Origin of the sequence: Nocardioides astragali, assembly GCF_024436375.1 — a bacterium.
Classification (GTDB): domain Bacteria; phylum Actinomycetota; class Actinomycetes; order Propionibacteriales; family Nocardioidaceae; genus Nocardioides; species Nocardioides astragali.
This window is the reverse complement of record NZ_JAFMZM010000005.1, coordinates 128,790-142,979: the sequence shown is the minus strand read 5'-3', so window position 1 is coordinate 142,979 and position 14,190 is coordinate 128,790. Positions and strand designations below refer to the sequence as shown.

At 71.4% G+C, this 14,190-nt stretch carries 19 protein-coding genes; 10 read left to right on the top strand and 9 right to left on the bottom strand.

All coding sequences use genetic code 11. The features are described from left to right. Positions 1-21 precede the first annotated feature (21 nt). A complete protein-coding gene (locus J3P44_RS17745; protein WP_255891792.1) occupies positions 22-1,164 on the top strand; it encodes a glycosyltransferase 87 family protein in 1,143 nt (380 codons plus the stop codon). Here J3P44_RS17745 and J3P44_RS17740 read toward each other — a convergent pair whose 3' ends face one another. Together J3P44_RS17740 and J3P44_RS17735 are read right to left on the bottom strand one after the other, a co-directional pair. Next, positions 1,165-2,340, bottom strand: coding sequence for an NAD(P)-dependent malic enzyme (locus J3P44_RS17740; RefSeq protein ID WP_255891791.1), 1,176 nt, complete (start codon positions 2,338-2,340; stop codon positions 1,165-1,167). It abuts the gene before it with no gap. A gap of 20 nt (positions 2,341-2,360) precedes the next feature. Beyond that, complete coding sequence (locus J3P44_RS17735) at positions 2,361-2,669, bottom strand: S24 family peptidase (RefSeq protein WP_255891790.1); 309 nt, start codon at positions 2,667-2,669, stop codon at positions 2,361-2,363. Between the two features lie 151 nt (positions 2,670-2,820). On the opposite strand from J3P44_RS17735, the gene sodN reads away from it, so the two are divergent. The 3 genes from sodN to J3P44_RS17720 all read left to right on the top strand — a co-directional run bounded on the left by sodN (position 2,821) and on the right by J3P44_RS17720 (position 4,723). Beyond that, entirely contained in the window at positions 2,821-3,222 is a 402-nt protein-coding gene (gene sodN / locus J3P44_RS17730; protein ID WP_179620218.1) for a superoxide dismutase, Ni, read from the top strand. A 249-nt stretch (positions 3,223-3,471) separates the two neighbouring features. Beyond that, entirely contained in the window at positions 3,472-3,888 is a 417-nt protein-coding gene (locus J3P44_RS17725; protein ID WP_255891789.1) for an ATP-binding protein, read from the top strand. A 1-nt stretch (position 3,889) separates the two neighbouring features. Then, positions 3,890-4,723 (top strand): SigB/SigF/SigG family RNA polymerase sigma factor, encoded by an 834-nt coding sequence (locus J3P44_RS17720; protein ID WP_255891788.1) that lies wholly within the window; start codon positions 3,890-3,892, stop codon positions 4,721-4,723. An 8-nt stretch (positions 4,724-4,731) separates the two neighbouring features. On the opposite strand, the gene J3P44_RS17715 is transcribed toward J3P44_RS17720, so the two are convergent. Then, a complete protein-coding gene (locus J3P44_RS17715) occupies positions 4,732-5,106 on the bottom strand; it encodes a hypothetical protein (RefSeq protein WP_255891787.1) in 375 nt (124 codons plus the stop codon). 199 nt (positions 5,107-5,305) lie between these two features. Between J3P44_RS17715 and J3P44_RS17710 the strand changes: the two genes are divergently transcribed. Next, positions 5,306-5,557, top strand: a complete 252-nt coding sequence (locus J3P44_RS17710) for a WhiB family transcriptional regulator (protein ID WP_056601527.1) — start codon at positions 5,306-5,308, stop codon at positions 5,555-5,557. A gap of 27 nt (positions 5,558-5,584) precedes the next feature. Here J3P44_RS17710 and J3P44_RS17705 read toward each other — a convergent pair whose 3' ends face one another. Beyond that, entirely contained in the window at positions 5,585-7,054 is a 1,470-nt protein-coding gene (locus J3P44_RS17705; protein ID WP_255891786.1) for a sensor histidine kinase, read from the bottom strand. 46 nt (positions 7,055-7,100) lie between these two features. On the opposite strand from J3P44_RS17705, the gene J3P44_RS17700 reads away from it, so the two are divergent. From J3P44_RS17700 to J3P44_RS17690, 3 genes are all read left to right on the top strand, one after another. Continuing rightward, the gene (locus J3P44_RS17700) at positions 7,101-7,955 is read left to right on the top strand and encodes a DUF2785 domain-containing protein (RefSeq protein WP_255891785.1); all 855 of its coding nucleotides are present in this window, start codon (positions 7,101-7,103) and stop codon (positions 7,953-7,955) included. A gap of 89 nt (positions 7,956-8,044) precedes the next feature. Next, complete coding sequence (locus J3P44_RS17695) at positions 8,045-9,703, top strand: acetolactate synthase (protein WP_255891784.1); 1,659 nt, start codon at positions 8,045-8,047, stop codon at positions 9,701-9,703. 7 nt (positions 9,704-9,710) lie between these two features. After that, positions 9,711-10,190 carry a GNAT family N-acetyltransferase gene (locus J3P44_RS17690; protein WP_255891783.1) on the top strand — a complete coding sequence of 160 codons (480 nt, stop codon included), beginning with the start codon at positions 9,711-9,713 and terminating at the stop codon, positions 10,188-10,190. 16 nt (positions 10,191-10,206) lie between these two features. Here J3P44_RS17690 and J3P44_RS17685 read toward each other — a convergent pair whose 3' ends face one another. After that, on the bottom strand, positions 10,207-11,619 hold the full coding sequence (locus J3P44_RS17685; protein WP_255891782.1) for a hypothetical protein: 1,413 nt from the start codon (positions 11,617-11,619) through the stop codon (positions 10,207-10,209). Continuing rightward, a complete protein-coding gene (locus J3P44_RS17680) occupies positions 11,616-12,122 on the bottom strand; it encodes a SigE family RNA polymerase sigma factor (RefSeq protein ID WP_255891781.1) in 507 nt (168 codons plus the stop codon). The genes J3P44_RS17685 and J3P44_RS17680 overlap by 4 nt, the downstream gene beginning before the upstream one ends. Positions 12,123-12,209: 87 nt before the next feature. On the opposite strand from J3P44_RS17680, the gene J3P44_RS17675 reads away from it, so the two are divergent. Together J3P44_RS17675 and J3P44_RS17670 are read left to right on the top strand one after the other, a co-directional pair. Next, entirely contained in the window at positions 12,210-12,590 is a 381-nt protein-coding gene (locus J3P44_RS17675; protein ID WP_255891780.1) for a thioesterase family protein, read from the top strand. 152 nt (positions 12,591-12,742) lie between these two features. Continuing rightward, on the top strand, positions 12,743-12,937 hold the full coding sequence (locus tag J3P44_RS17670) for a hypothetical protein (RefSeq protein ID WP_255891779.1): 195 nt from the start codon (positions 12,743-12,745) through the stop codon (positions 12,935-12,937). 92 nt (positions 12,938-13,029) lie between these two features. On the opposite strand, the gene J3P44_RS25820 is transcribed toward J3P44_RS17670, so the two are convergent. The 3 genes from J3P44_RS25820 to J3P44_RS17660 all read right to left on the bottom strand — a co-directional run bounded on the left by J3P44_RS25820 (position 13,030) and on the right by J3P44_RS17660 (position 14,109). Next, the gene (locus J3P44_RS25820; RefSeq protein WP_369759046.1) at positions 13,030-13,104 is read right to left on the bottom strand and encodes a 50S ribosomal protein bL37; all 75 of its coding nucleotides are present in this window, start codon (positions 13,102-13,104) and stop codon (positions 13,030-13,032) included. Positions 13,105-13,168: 64 nt separating this feature from the next. Beyond that, the gene (rsrA, locus tag J3P44_RS17665; protein WP_255891778.1) at positions 13,169-13,441 is read right to left on the bottom strand and encodes a mycothiol system anti-sigma-R factor; all 273 of its coding nucleotides are present in this window, start codon (positions 13,439-13,441) and stop codon (positions 13,169-13,171) included. Next, positions 13,438-14,109, bottom strand: coding sequence for a sigma-70 family RNA polymerase sigma factor (locus tag J3P44_RS17660; RefSeq protein ID WP_255891777.1), 672 nt, complete (start codon positions 14,107-14,109; stop codon positions 13,438-13,440). The genes rsrA and J3P44_RS17660 overlap by 4 nt, the downstream gene beginning before the upstream one ends. Positions 14,110-14,190: the final 81 nt, after the last annotated feature.

The window sequence follows — 14,190 nt, the reverse complement described above, 5'->3', positions numbered from 1 at the left end:
GCAGGCGTCTACCCTGCGATGGTGAAGGCCCCACGCCCGTTCCGTGGTCCGACCTGGCCGGCGCTGCTCGGCCTCGTGGTCGCCGGGGCCGTCGCGGGAGCCCTCGGTGGCGAGCTCAAGGACCTGCTGGTCTACCAGCACGCAGGCCAGGCCGTGCTGGACGGCGTGTCGCCCTACGCACGCGACGAGCCGGTCCACGGACTGCCGTTCACCTATCCCCCCTTCGCGGCGGTGCTGATGGTGCCGCTGGCACTCCTGCCGGCGTGGCTCGCCGCAGCGGTGTGGACCGCTGCCTCGGCCGGCGCGCTCGGGGGATCCGTCGTGCTGGTGCGCCGCGCACTGGGACGTACGTCACCTGCCTGGCTCGTCGTCCTGCTCGTCGTCGCGGCCCTCGCCCTCGAGCCGGTGTGGCAGACCGTCACCTTCGGGCAGGTCAACCTGCTTCTCATGCTGGCCGTGCTGGTGGACCTGCTTCGCCCGGAACGACGGCTGTCGGGCGTGGCGCTGGGCCTCGCGGCCGGCGTGAAGCTGACGCCGCTCGTCTTCGTCGTGCTGCTCGCGCTCGCGGGACAACGGGCCGCCGCCGCTCGCGCGGTGCTTGCCTTCGGCGCGACCGTCGCTGTCGGGTTCGCAGGGGTGCCGGGCTCGGCGACGTACTGGACCGACCGACTGTTCGACCCGAGCCGGGTGGGTCCCCCGGCGCTGGCCCACAACCAGTCGGTGTACGGCTCGCTGACGCGACTGCTGGACTCGGCCCCGTCCACTCCCCTGTGGCTGGTCGCTGCCACGCCGCTCGCCTGCGTGGTGGTGCTCGTCGCCGCGGTGTGGTGGCGTCGCGGGGACCGGGTGCTCGGCGCCTGCCTGGGCGCGATGGCGATGCTGGTCGCCTCGCCGATCGCCTGGTCACACCACTGGGTCTGGGCGGTTCCCGTCGCCCTCGTGCTGTGGGAGCACAACAGGTGGGCGGCCGCGGCCTGGACCGCCGTGTTCGTGACCCGTCCCATCGTGTGGCCGCCCTGGGGCGAGGGACGCGAGCTCGAGTGGGGAGCCACGGAGCAGCTGGTCGGCAACGCCTACCTGCTCGCCGCGCTCGTGCTGGCAGCCTGGGCGGGAAGCGCTCGCCGCCAAGCGTCTCGAGCCAGCGAGGAGCAGAAGACCAACTGATCAGCGGCGGGCGACGCCGTCGCGGCGAGCGGCCTCCGCGACGGCCTCGCGCACGGCTCCCGGGACCCGCGGGTCGAACGGGGAGGGGATCACGAGGTCCTCGCGCAGGTCGTCCCCGACGAGCTCGGCCAGAGCGGTGGCCGCGGCCACCTTCATGCCCTCGGTGATCGCGGTGGCGTGCACGTCGAAGGCGCCGCGGAAGATGCCGGGGAAGGCCAGCACGTTGTTGATCTGGTTGGGGAAGTCGGAGCGGCCGGTGGCCACGACGCGGGCGTACTTGTGGGCGAGGTCGGGGTGCACCTCGGGCGTGGGGTTGGCCAGTCCGAAGATGATCGAGTCGGCAGCCATCGAGGCGACGATCTCCTCGGGCACCTGTCCTCCGGAGACGCCGATGTAGACGTCGGCGCCGGCCATCACGTCGGCGAGGCCACCTCGGCGGCCGAAGACGTCTGCGGTGTCGCGGGCGAGGGCGGCCTTGACCTCGGTGAGGTCGTGACGCTCGGAGTTGAGGACTCCCTGACGGTCGAGGACCGCGACGTCGCGCACGCCGGCCTCCAGCAGGATGCGGGCCACGGCCACGCCGGCCGCACCTGCCCCCTGCACCACGACGCGGACGGTCGCGGCGTCGCGGCCGGTGAGCCGGAGCGCGTTGGTCAGCGCGGCGAGCGCGACCACGGCGGTGCCGTGCTGGTCGTCGTGGAAGACCGGGATGTCGAGCCGCTCCTTGAGCCGCGCCTCGATCTCGAAGCAGCGCGGCGCGGAGATGTCCTCGAGGTTGATCCCACCGAAGCTCGGGGCGAGTCGGACCACCGTCTCGATGATCTCCTCGACGTCGGTGGTGTCGAGGCAGATCGGCACGGCGTCGACGCCGCCGAACTGCTTGAACAGCACAGCCTTGCCCTCCATCACCGGCATCGCTGCGGCGGGGCCGATGTCACCGAGCCCGAGCACGGCTGTGCCGTCGGTGACGATGGCGACCGTGTTGGGCACCCACGTGTAGTGCTGGGTCAGCGACGGGTCGGCGGCGATGGCCTCGCACACCCGCGCCACACCGGGGGTGTAAGCGAGGGACAGCTCGTCGGGGCCGTGGAGGGCGACCGTCGAGACGATCTCCATCTTGCCGCCGACGTGCAGGTCGAACACGGGATCGCCCGCGTGCGGGTGAAGCGGAGCCATGCCGGGGATCCTTGCACAGCTCACCACCCCGACAGCCGCCGTCCCATGCGTGGGGAAGGCCACAGTCGCAGCCGTACGACGGCGAGCACCTGGTCCTCGGCCACCGGCCCACGATGGCGGGAGTCCACGCCCTCGTCCGGGTTGTCGCTGACCAGCCACCAGCCGGCCCCGCCCGAGCTCGTACGTCGCTGCTCCTGGGCCCGCTTGACCGTGAGCGTCCCGTCCGGGAAGCGGGCGACCACCAGGGCTCCCGGCCGGGTCCGGGCGCCGTAGCGGACGAGGAGCCGGTCACCCTCGCGCAGCGTTGGGAGCATGGACCGACCGCGCACCACGGCCGTTCCGAAGGGCGCTCCGCGAGCCGCTCTCCGCCGGACGAGACCCCGCTGCCGACCGCTCTGCACGCGGAGTAGTCTCGCAGCCGGATGCCATACCCCGATTGATCCCTACCCGATTGACACTGTCCCGATCGAGAGGAACACGATGCTTCGCCACCTGCTTGCCCCGACCGTCGAGGTCTCCGCCCACTGCGACCTGCCCTGCGGCGTCTACGACCCCGCCCAGGCACGCATCGAGGCCGAGTCCATCAAGGCGATCATCGCCAAGGTCGCCGACAACGACGACCCGGACTTCCGCACCCGCGCCATCCTGATCAAGGAGCAGCGCTCGGAGCTGGTCAAGCACCACCTGTGGGTCCTGTGGACCGACTACTTCAAGCCCCCGCACTTCGAGAAGTACCCGCAGCTGCACACGCTGGTCAACGAGGCCACCAAGCTGGCCGGCGCCAGCGGCACCAAGGGTGAGCTCGACGCCGGCAAGGCTGACGAGCTGCTCGCGAAGATCGACGAGATCGCCGAGATCTTCTGGGAGACGAAGAAGGCCTGAACGAAGTGAAGGGCTTCGAGTCATGAGCGCCATGAGCGTGCGAAGTCGCGACCGCAGAAGAAGGCCTGAGCGGGGACCGTGAAGCGGGCACCGCTCAGGTCTTCTTCTGAGCGGCTTGCCGCTCCGTCGCGATGCGCGGAGCGACACTTCGCCGCCATGCCTGCCGGGCCCGGTTGCCACCTCGTGGCGGCCGGGCCCGGTTAGTGTGTGGCCAGCACATCAGCCTCGAGGGACGGGACGCAGACGCAGATGGCAGATCACAACGGGGGCTCTCGGGCCGACGTCGAGCTCCGACTTCCCGCCGAGGGTGCCTACGCCACGATCGTTCGCACCACGGCCGCCGGCCTGGCTGCCCGGCTGGACTTCACCATCGACGACATCGAGGACCTCCGCATCGCCATCGGCGAGGCGACCGCGCTCGCGATCCCCGCTGCCGACCCGGGCACCGACCTCGTGTCGTCCTTCTTCTTCGGCCATGGCTCGCTGACCGTCACGCTCGAGGTCGAGTCGATGGACGAACCGGCCCTCGACACGGAGAGCTTCGCCTGGCAGGTGCTCGACACGATGGCGCAGGACGCGTCGGCGGGCGCCGAGGACGGGCGCTTCCGCGTCCGCTTCACGGTGACATCGCAGGTTGCTGCGGGAATGACGGGTGTCGAGCGCTGACATGAGCGCACACACGGGGGAAGAGGCGGCGGGGGCCGTCGAGCACCGCGAGATCGACGAGGTCGAGCTCAGCGGGCTGGAGCACGTACGCGCGCGCAGCGCCGAGCTGTTCGTGATCCTGCGGGACGACGACTCGAGCGCCGCGGTGCGCTCGGTGGCGCGCGACGACCTGGTGCACCTGCACCTCTCGCTCGTCGAGCACTGCGCCCGGCGCTTCCGCAACCGCGGCGAGCCCTTCGAGGACCTGGTGCAGGTCGGCACGATCGGGCTCATCAAGGCGGTCGACCGCTTCGAGACCGACCGCGGCGTCGAGTTCTCGACCTACGCGACGCCGACGGTGATCGGGGAGATCAAGCGCCACTTCCGCGACAAGGGCTGGGCGATCCGGGTGCCGCGGCGCTTGCAGGAGCTCCGCATGCAGATCGGCGGCGCGACCGGGGAGCTGACCCAGAAGCTGGGCCGCTCCCCCACACCTCGCGAGCTCGCCGAGGTCATCGGGTGCACGGTGGAGGACATCATGGAGGGCATCGAGTCCTCCCACGCCTACGCGACGCTGTCGCTCGACGCCTCCGACGACAGCGACGACGGACCGCCGGCCATGCTGGCGACGCTCGGCGTGCTGGACGCCAACATCGAGCACGTCGAGGTCCGCGAGTCGCTCAAGCCCCTGCTCGAGGGGCTCGGTGAGCGGGAGAAGCGGATCCTGTTGCTGCGCTTCTTCAAGAACATGACGCAGTCGCAGATCGCCGAGGAGATCGGGGTGTCCCAGATGCACGTCTCCCGGCTGCTCACCCGCACGCTGGCGCGGCTGCGGACCTCGCTCGAGCAGGACTGAGCGGCCGGTCAGGGCTCGAGCCGCGCGTCCTCCTCCAGCACCTGCGTGCTGGCCGGGTGGACCAGTCCGGCGATGACGACGAGCGCGACGAGCGCCAGGCCGGCGGAGACCGGCTTGGTGGACCCCGCCCACAGGTTCCACGCGAGCCCGAGCTGGATGAGCTGGGTCATCACGACGGGCCCCCGCGCCCAGCGTCGTACGTTCCACAGCGACCAGGCGCACCAGGCGAGCGCGGCAGCCGCGGCGAGGAAGAACGCCGCGGTGGTGGCGCCCATGGTCAGTCGTGTCGAGCGGATGCTGGCGAGCTCCAGGACGCCCAAAGCGGCGAGGACGAAGGCCTCCACCGCGACGAGCGAGGCGGCCACCACGAGGGGTGGCGGCACGGCACCGTCTCGACCAGTGGGCAGGGCGGGCGGCGTAACGGGCACTAGGCAATTCTAGTTGTGACGGACACGACCACCATTTGGGGTTGTGTGAACGTTCAAGTCTTGCGAGTCTTGTCGCTGCGCAACTCGCGCCCGGGCCTCGCTGATTGTCCGAAACAGCCACCTGCCTGTGAAAGAAAGAGGGACTTCCCCACTCATGGATTGGCGCAGCCGCTCCGCATGCCTCGACGAGGACCCTGAGCTGTTCTTCCCGATCGGCAACACCGGACCGGCCATCCTCCAGATCGAGGAGGCCAAGCAGGTGTGCCGACGCTGTGAGGTGCGCGAACAGTGCCTTGCCTGGGCCCTGGAGGCCGGGCAGGACCACGGAGTGTGGGGTGGCCTCAGCGAGGACGAGCGTCGCGCGCTGAAGCGCCGCAACGCCCGCGCCCGCATCCGCACCGCCTGAGCCCTGCCTCCGGGCCCAGCTCTGGACCTAGTCGACCGGCAGGTCAGCCTGCACGCGGGTGCCCCGCGAGCCGGGACCGATGTCGAGCACGCCGCCGAGCTCGGACTCGACCAGCGTGCGCACGATCGACAGCCCGAGCTGGGTCGATCCGTCCAGGTCGAAGTCGTCGGGCAGCCCCCGCCCGTCGTCCTCGACGACGAGGTGCAGCCGGCCGACGATCCGTCGCGCGGTCACCACGACCCGGCCCTCGGTGCGGCCGGACAGGCCGGCGTACCCGTGCTCCACGGCGTTCTGCAGCACCTCGGTCAGCACCATGGCCAGCGGCGTGGCGGCCTCCGACGGGAGCTTGCCGAAGGACCCCTCCCGCACGACCCGCACCGGGACCTCGACGCCACTGACGTCCACCACCATCGCGCCGAGGCGGTCGGCGATGTCATCGAAGTCGACGGTCTCCTCCACCGCGTGGCTGAGCGTCTCGTGGACGATCGCGATCGAGCCCACCCGGCGCACCGCCTCCTCGAGCGCCGCCTTGGCGTCCTCGGCCTGCGTACGACGTGCCTGCAGGCGCAGCAGCGCGGCGACCGTCTGGAGGTTGTTCTTCACCCGGTGGTGGATCTCGCGGATGGTGACGTCCTTGGTCACGAGCTCGCGGTCACGGCTGCGCAGCTCAGTGACGTCGCGGACCAGGAGCAGTGCCCCGCTTCGCTCCCCCTGCGGGCGCAGCGGGATGCTGCGCACGATAAGGGTCACCTCGTCCGTGCCGACCTCCGTCGCCCGTCCGTCGCGGCCGCCCAGCACGGCGCTGAGCGTCTCCTCGTCCGGCCGCTTGCGCGCGGGCACGAGCTCCCGGGTCAGGTCGGAGAGCACCAGCCCGGCCAGGTCGCCCTGCAGGCCCAGTCGCCGGTAGGCGGAGAGGCCGTTGGGGCTGGCGTAGACGACCTTGCCCGCGGGGTCCAGGCGGACGAACCCGTCCCCCACCCGCGGTGAGTCGGCGTGGTCGCTGCGCTGTCCCGCCAAGGGGAAGTGGCCCGCGGCGATCATCTGGGTGAGGTCGGCCGCGGTCTGGAGATAGCTGAGCTCGAGCCGGCTCGGAGTGCGTACGCCGAGCAGGTTGGTGTTGCGGGCGATCGTCGCGATCACCCGACCGGCACGGCGTACGGGGATGACCTCCACCCGCACCGGCACGTCGTCACGCCACTCGGGGTCTCCCTCGCGCACCAGGCGACCCGTCTCGTAGGCCTCGTCGAGCATCCGGCGTCGCCCGGACGGGATGAACGTGCCGAGCACGTCGTCGACCAGCGCCGTCGGCCCCGTGGTCGGTCGCATCTGCCCCCCGGCCCAGTAGCCCTTCCCCTCCCGGTCGGGCAGCCACAGCACCAGGTCGGCGAAGGAGAGGTCCGCGAGGATCTGCCAGTCGGCCATGAGCAGCTGCAGCCAGGCGACGTCGTCCTCGACGAGATCGGTGTGGGCTCGCACGAGCTCGTGGAGGGAGGGCACCCCACCAGCCTATGGCCGTGTCGGGGCCGGCTGGCAGGATGGAGGCATGTCGATCGGCTACTGGAACCAGGTGCAGGCGGCCGACTTCGAAGTTCCCGCGGACCGGCCGCTGGACGACCTGACCGCCGAGCTGACGACCATGCTCGGGTCGACCCGGCCCGAGGTCCGCGACGGCACCGCCTACCCGGCGCTGGCGACCTGGATCGATCGCGGCGTCTACGACGACCTGCTCTCCGGGCTCGGCGACGGGATGATCACCGGGCTGTCGGTGGGGATGGGCGAGCGCGGCACCGACACCGTCTTCCGCCGCAGCTTCAGCGCGCTGATCCTCGCCGAGTGCCTGGAGCGCGACAACGAGCAGCACCTCCTGCCCGGCGCCAAGATCATGGACTGGGGCGACCGGATCGCGGTCTGGTTCCTCGGCGAGCGCGACAGCCGGGGCTTCGTCCCCGACAAGGGGTGGGCCCACGCGATCGCGCACGGTGCCGACACGATCGGCGCCCTGGGCGGGTCGCCGCACCTCGCCGGCGCCGAGCACGCCGTGCTCCTCGACGTCCTCGCCGAGCGGCTGCTCGAGCAGCCCGCCGACGAGCCGCTGGTGGCAGGCGAGCCCGACCGGATCGCGCATGCCGCGATGCGGATCCTGCGGCGCAACACCCTGGGCATCGACGTCCTCGAGCCTTGGGTGCACCGGATCGGGGGGGCCTCCAACGCCTTCGGGAAGGGCGGAATGAGCGACCCCTTCGCGCCCACCGCCGCGCCCCAGGCCTTCCTCCGCGCCCTCTTCGTCCAGCTCTCGCTCGCGCCCCAGGCACCGACCGTCCGCCCCGACCTGCTGCTCGTCGTGATCGAGGCGCTCCGCATGTCGAACGCTCCCTACCTGCAAGTAGGCAACGACTAGCCTCGGGGCATGAGCGAGCGCAGCGAGCGAGTCATCCCACACAGCGCCACATGTGCCTCATGCGCGCACGGAGCGAAGCGAGTACGTGCATGAGCAAGCCCCACGAGATCTCAGGCCACAGCGGCGAGCTGGCGGTGCACGTCGCGCGCACCCACGGCGTCGAGACCATGTTCACCCTCTCGGGTGCCCACGTCTTCCCGATGTACGACGGCGCGGTCAAGGCCGACCCGCCGATGCGGCTCCTCGACGTACGCCACGAGCAGACGGCGGCCTTCGCGGCCGAGGCCACCGGCAAGCTGACCCGCGTCCCCGGCCTCGCGGTCCTCACCGCCGGGCCGGGCGTCACCAACGGCATCAGCGCCATCGCCCAGGCGCAGTTCGCCGGCTCGCCGATGGTCGTGGTCGGGGGCCGTGCACCGCAGAACCGCTGGGGCACCGGGTCGCTCCAGGAGCTCGACCAGCCGCCGATCATCGAGTCGGTGAGCAAGCGCGCGTGGACCATCGAGACCGCGGGCGAGGTGCTCGACGGCATGAACACGGCCTTCTCCTCCGCCCGCAGCTCGCACCGCGGGCCCGTGTTCGTCGACGTCCCGATGGACGAGTTCTTCAACCAGGCCACGGGGCCAGCACTGGCCGCGCCCGTGGCGGTCAGGATCGATCCCGACCTCGACGAGCTGGAGCGGATCGCCGCCCTCCTCGGCCGGGCCGAGCGCCCGGTGCTGATCCTCGGCACGGACGTGTGGGCCGACCACGCGGAGGAGGCCGCCCTGCGACTCGTGGAGCAGCTCGGGCTCCCGACGATCACCAACGGGATGGGCCGCGGGATCGTGCCCGGCGGCCACCCGTTGCTGGTCACCAAGGCCCGCGGCACGGCCCTCAACGGCGCCGACCTGGTCGTCGTGGTCGGCACCCCGCTCGACTTCCGGCTCGGCTACGGCGTCTTCGGAGGCAAGGACGACACGACCCCGGCCCGAGTCGTGCACGTCGCCGACTCCCCCACCCAGGTCTCGAAGCACGCCGACCTCGCCGCGTCGGCGTGCGGTGACCTCACCTCCGTCCTCGACGGCATCCAGTCCGCAGTGGAGCGCGGCCCCAAGCCGCAGTGGGGCGACTGGGTCGCCACCCTCCAGGACACCGTCCGGGCAGCTGCCGCCCGCGACGCCGAGCTCCTCACCGCGGAGGCCGACCCGATCCACCCGGCGCGGATCTACGGCGAGCTCGTGCCGCGGCTGGCGGATGACTCGGCGGTCATCGGCGACGGCGGCGACTTCGTCTCGTTCGCCGGCAAGTACGTCGAGCCCAAGCGCCCGGGCGGCTGGCTCGACCCCGGCCCCTACGGCTGCCTCGGTGCCGGGCTCGGCGCCGCCATCGCCGCCCGGATCGCCCGGCCCAGCGCCCAGGTCACCCTGCTGCTGGGCGACGGTGCCGCGGGGTTCTCGCTGATGGACGTCGACACCCTGGTGCGCCACCACCTGCCCCTTGTGATGGTGATGGGCAACAACTCCGCCTGGGGACTCGAGAAGGGACCCATGCAGATGCTCTACGGCTACGACGTGGTCGCCGACCTCGCCCAGCGCACGCCGTACGACGAGGTGGTCAAGGCGCTCGGCGGAGCCGGTGAGACCGTCACCGACCCCCGGCAGATCGGACCGGCCTTGGACCGTGCGTACGCCGCAGGCGTCCCCTACCTCGTCAACGTGATCACGGACGTCGAGGCGGCCTACCCGCGCAGCACGTTCGGCATCTGAGGCACCGGTGGAGCTGCGCCGCATCCGTCCGCAGGAGCACGCCGCGGCGGGCGACGTGTGCGTCGCGGCGTACGAGCCGTTCCTGACCGGCGCCGAGGACGACTACCGCGAGCGACTGCACGACGTGGCCTCCCGGGACGCGCAGGCCGAGGTGTGGGTGGCCGTCGACGGCGACCGGGTGCTCGGCAACGTGACCTACTGCCCGCCCGGCTCGCCGTGGCGCGAGATCGGTCGCGAGGACGAGGGCGAGTTCCGGATGCTCGCGGTCGCGCCCGCCGCGCAGGGTGCCGGCGCCGGCACTGCCCTCGCCCGCCTCTGCGAGGAGCGTGCCCGCCGGGACGGCGCGACGGGCATGGCGCTCTCCTCGCTGGCGACGATGACCGCGGCACACCGCGTCTACACCCGGCTCGGCTACACCCGTGACCCCGGGCGCGACTGGTCGCCGATGCCCGGTGTGGACCTCATCGCCTTCTCCAAGGCGTTCTGAGCGCGAGAGCCGTGCCCTAGCAGGAGCGAGCGGTCGAGGGGTCGTCCACGTCGTCGAAGCACACCGTCCCGGTCGGGAGGGCCGCCATCTCGGCGCGCGACACCCACATCCACTGCCAGGCCTGCCAGGTGTCGCCCTCCCCGGCGACGACGGTCACGAGGGCACCGTTCTGCGTCAGCCAGGTGCGGACGTCGCCGTCGTTCTCGAGGTCGACCTCACCGACGGGCCGGAGCGCCCGCAGCTCGTCGCCGTCCTGCACGAGGACCTGGAGGTACGTCGGGTCGGCCGCGGACGTCACCAGCAACGAGGCGCCGTCGTGGAAGACCGACATCGGCTGCACGGTCGAGACCCGCGGGTCGCCGACCTCGAGTCCGTAGGTGAGAACTCGTCCGTCGCTGCCCTCCACGACCACGCTCGGGTCGGCGAAGGCCTCGAGCCCGACCGTGAACCGGTAGCCCTCCGTGAACTCTGCTTCCTCTCCGATGCCGATCGTGCCCGTCGCGACCGGGGACACGTAGGGCACCTCGTCGACCTCGTTCGCCCCGCACGGCGCCTGGGCCTCGAGTCCCAGCCGCAGGCAGCCCGCGTCCGAGGGAGTCAAGACGCCGTCCTGACCGAGCGTCCACTCCCAGGTGTCGACCACGATGGTCTCGGGACGGAGCAACGTCATGTTGCCGGCGGCGTACGCGTTGACTGAGCGGCTGGAGAGGAGACGCCCCTCCTCGACCCAGTAGTGGTGGATCCGCACCATGTCGTAGTGCTCGGTGCCTGCGCCCGGCACCGGCACGTCACCGCGGACCAGCAGCTCCGGGTCCTCGACGAGGGCCCGCACAAGTAGGCCCTCCCGCAGGTCGAAGACCAGGGGGTAGCCACCCCCACCGACCGCCGTCACGTCGTCGTACCAGAGCACCAGCTCCTCGTCGCCGTCCGAGTCGGCGTCGATCGGCTGGAGGGCGGTGGTGCCGATGGTGGTGCCGAGCTCGGCGATGCCGTAGGCGTCGTCCCCTGTCGTGCTGAGGATCGTCTGGAGGCGGATCCGACCGTCGAAGTCCTTCGTCGGCTCAGCCAGGAACTCGACCCTCTCCGGCGTCCCGTCGCCGTCCAGGTCCAGCCTCGCCGGTGTCGACTGATCGGCGGCCTTCCAGTCCCGCCCGACGTCCGCAGGCAGCTCGACCCGCGGCGTGTCCGGCCGGGGCGCGACGTCGTCCGACCTCTCGCGACCTCCTGTGCGCTGAAGGACCACCCCCAGGACGAGCAGAACCACGGCGGCGCTGGCGAGGAGCACCCACGGCGACTGCCAGCGCGACCGCAGGTCCACGACCGGAGCCAGGGGGCGCAGGTCCTCGGGGCGCACGAGCTCGGCCCGCGCGGTCAGCGCGGCACGGACCCGCTCCTCGATGGCTCGCCCCGTCCCAGGCGTGGTGCTCATCGCTCCTCCTTCCCCGAGGTCGACTGCATGGCCTTCTCCAGTGCCACCAGCGCGCGGCTGGCGGTGGACTTCACGGTGCCCGGGCCGATGTCCAGCGTCCGGGCGATCTCGGACTCGGACAGGTCCGACCAGTAGCGCAGCACCAGGACCTCGCGCTGCCTGGGCGCGAGCGCCCTCAGGGCGGCGATCACCTCGCGGTGCTCCTCCGCCAGCACCGCGCTGTCCTCGGGGGACGGCGGCGACAGGTCGTGGGGTGGTGCGTACGCCCGCGCCGTACGACGGCGGCGCAGCGCCGAGCGGGCGCCGTTGACCACCGACACGCGCAGGTAGGCGAGCGCCTTGGACGGGTCCTTGACGGCGTCCGGGCGTCGGGCCAGGGCGGCGAAGGCGTCCTGGACGACATCCTCCGCGGACGCGACGTCGTCGACGAGCAGGACGGCGAGACGCACGAGGACGAGGCGGTGGGCGGCGTAGAGCTCAGTGATGTCCACTGATGGCTCCATGCCGAGGGTCCTCGTGCTCATGTCTGGTAGACGTGTGGGTGGCACTCAGGTTGCCTCACCCTCACAGGATTTCCCGAAAGGCCCGCCATGTCGCCCCTCGCGCCCGCCAGCTTGACCTTCACGGTCACCGACGCCGACACCGCCGCAGCCGTGGGGAGCGGGTCGCTGCCGGTCCTGGGGACGCCGCGGTTGCTGGCCTGGCTCGAGGCGGCGACCTGCGCGTGCCTCGACCCCGTGCTGCCGGAGGGATCCACGAGCGTCGGCACCCGGGTGCAGGTCGAGCACCTCGCGGCCAGCCCGGTCGGCGCCGAGGTCGAGGTCAGCGCGTCGAGTGCCTACGAGGACGGGCGGCTGCACCGCTTCACGGTGAGCGCGCGCGACACGGCCGACGGGAAGGTCCTCGCGGCGGGCGAGATCACCCGCGTCGTGGTGGACGCGGGGCGGTTCCTCGGTCGGCTCTGGCCCTGACCCGGCGTCAGGGCCGGGTTGACTAGACCCCCCGGCAAAATCACGTTCGTTATCAAGGCCTGCGGCGCCTTCCTCTGGCAGGCTCCGTTGCGGTGTCCGCGTGGGGCGGATGCCGTGTCCGCGTGGGGCGGACGCTGTTGAAGGGGGAGTCCATGGACGACCGATTGCGCGAAGAACTGGCGACACTCGGCCAGCTCATCGAGGTGGCGGAGTACGAACGGCGGCTCGCCGTCGACCAGGTGCGCGAGCTGGTGTCGCGACACCGAGCTGACCTGCTGCTGCCCCAGGTGGCGGAGCTGACCACGCTCCCGCCGCCGACGCTCGCGGCGATGCTGCGCGAGACGTGACCACGGCGTCGCGGAGGCGGCGTCGCGGCGGCTAGGCCCCGGGCATGCAAAAGTCCCCGCCTGGGCGGGGACTTCTACGGTGACTGTGCGCGTCAGGCGTTGGGGCGCTTGCCGTGGTTCGCGCCCTTCTTCTTGCGAGCGCGGCGCTTGCGTCCGGTCTTGCCCATCTGGTCCTCCTGAAGTCGGTGCTCGGAGCAGTCTCTCAAAAGACCAGGGATGGAGCCAATCGGCTCAGGCCTCGCCCTCGGTCAGGCGGATCTCCACCTCGCGCAGCTGGATGCGGACCCGGTCGCGCAGCGACTCCGGCGCGGACTCCGAGCAGGAGCGGGCCACCAGCTGCTTGACCGCGCGCTGCAGGTCGTAGCGCTCGAGGCACGGCCCGCACTCGCGGAGGTGGAGCTGGACGACGGCGCAGTCGGCCTGGTCGAGCTCGTTGTCGATGAGATAGACGATGCGCTCGATGTAGTCGACACAGTCGTCGCGGCCGTGCTCGTGCGTGCTCACGACCCGCTCACCCCTTCCACGCTCGAGCTGGGTTGCTCCGGGAGCGACGCAGCCGGCAGCAGGTCGTTGGCCCGGACGTAGTCCGCGAGCATGTCGCGCAGCTGGCGACGACCGCGGTGCAGACGCGACATCACGGTGCCGATCGGCGTGTCCATGATCTCCGCGATCTCCTTGTAGGGGAATCCCTCGACGTCGGCCAGGTAGACCGCGAGGCGGAACTCCTCCGGCAGCCGCTGGAGGGCGTCCTTCACCTCGGAGTCGGGGAGGTGCTCCAGCGCCTCCATCTCCGCCGACCGCAGGCCGGTCGAGGAGTGGGACTCCGCGCGGGCGAGCTGCCAGTCCTCGACGTCCTCGGACATCGACTGCTGCGGCTGTCGCTGCTTCTTGCGGTAGGAGTTGATGTAGGTGTTGGTCAGGATCCGGTAGAGCCAGGCCTTGAGGTTGGTGCCCGGCTTGAACTGGTGGAAGGCGCTGTAGGCCTTCGCGAAGGTCTCCTGCACCAGGTCCTCGGCGTCGGCCGGGTTGCGCGTCATCCGCATCGCCGCGCCGTAGAGCTGGTCGAGGAAGGGAAGGGCGTCGCGCTCGAAACGCGCCGAGCGCTCCTCGGAGGTCTCGTCCTCCCGGAGGGTCTCGGATGGGGACGTGTCGTCCGTGATCGATTCAGTCATCGCCTCCCACAGTACCGCCGTGGGCGTGGACGATGCGTCGCGCTCCAGGGGCCGCGGACGTTCGAGGGTCAGTGACTGCAC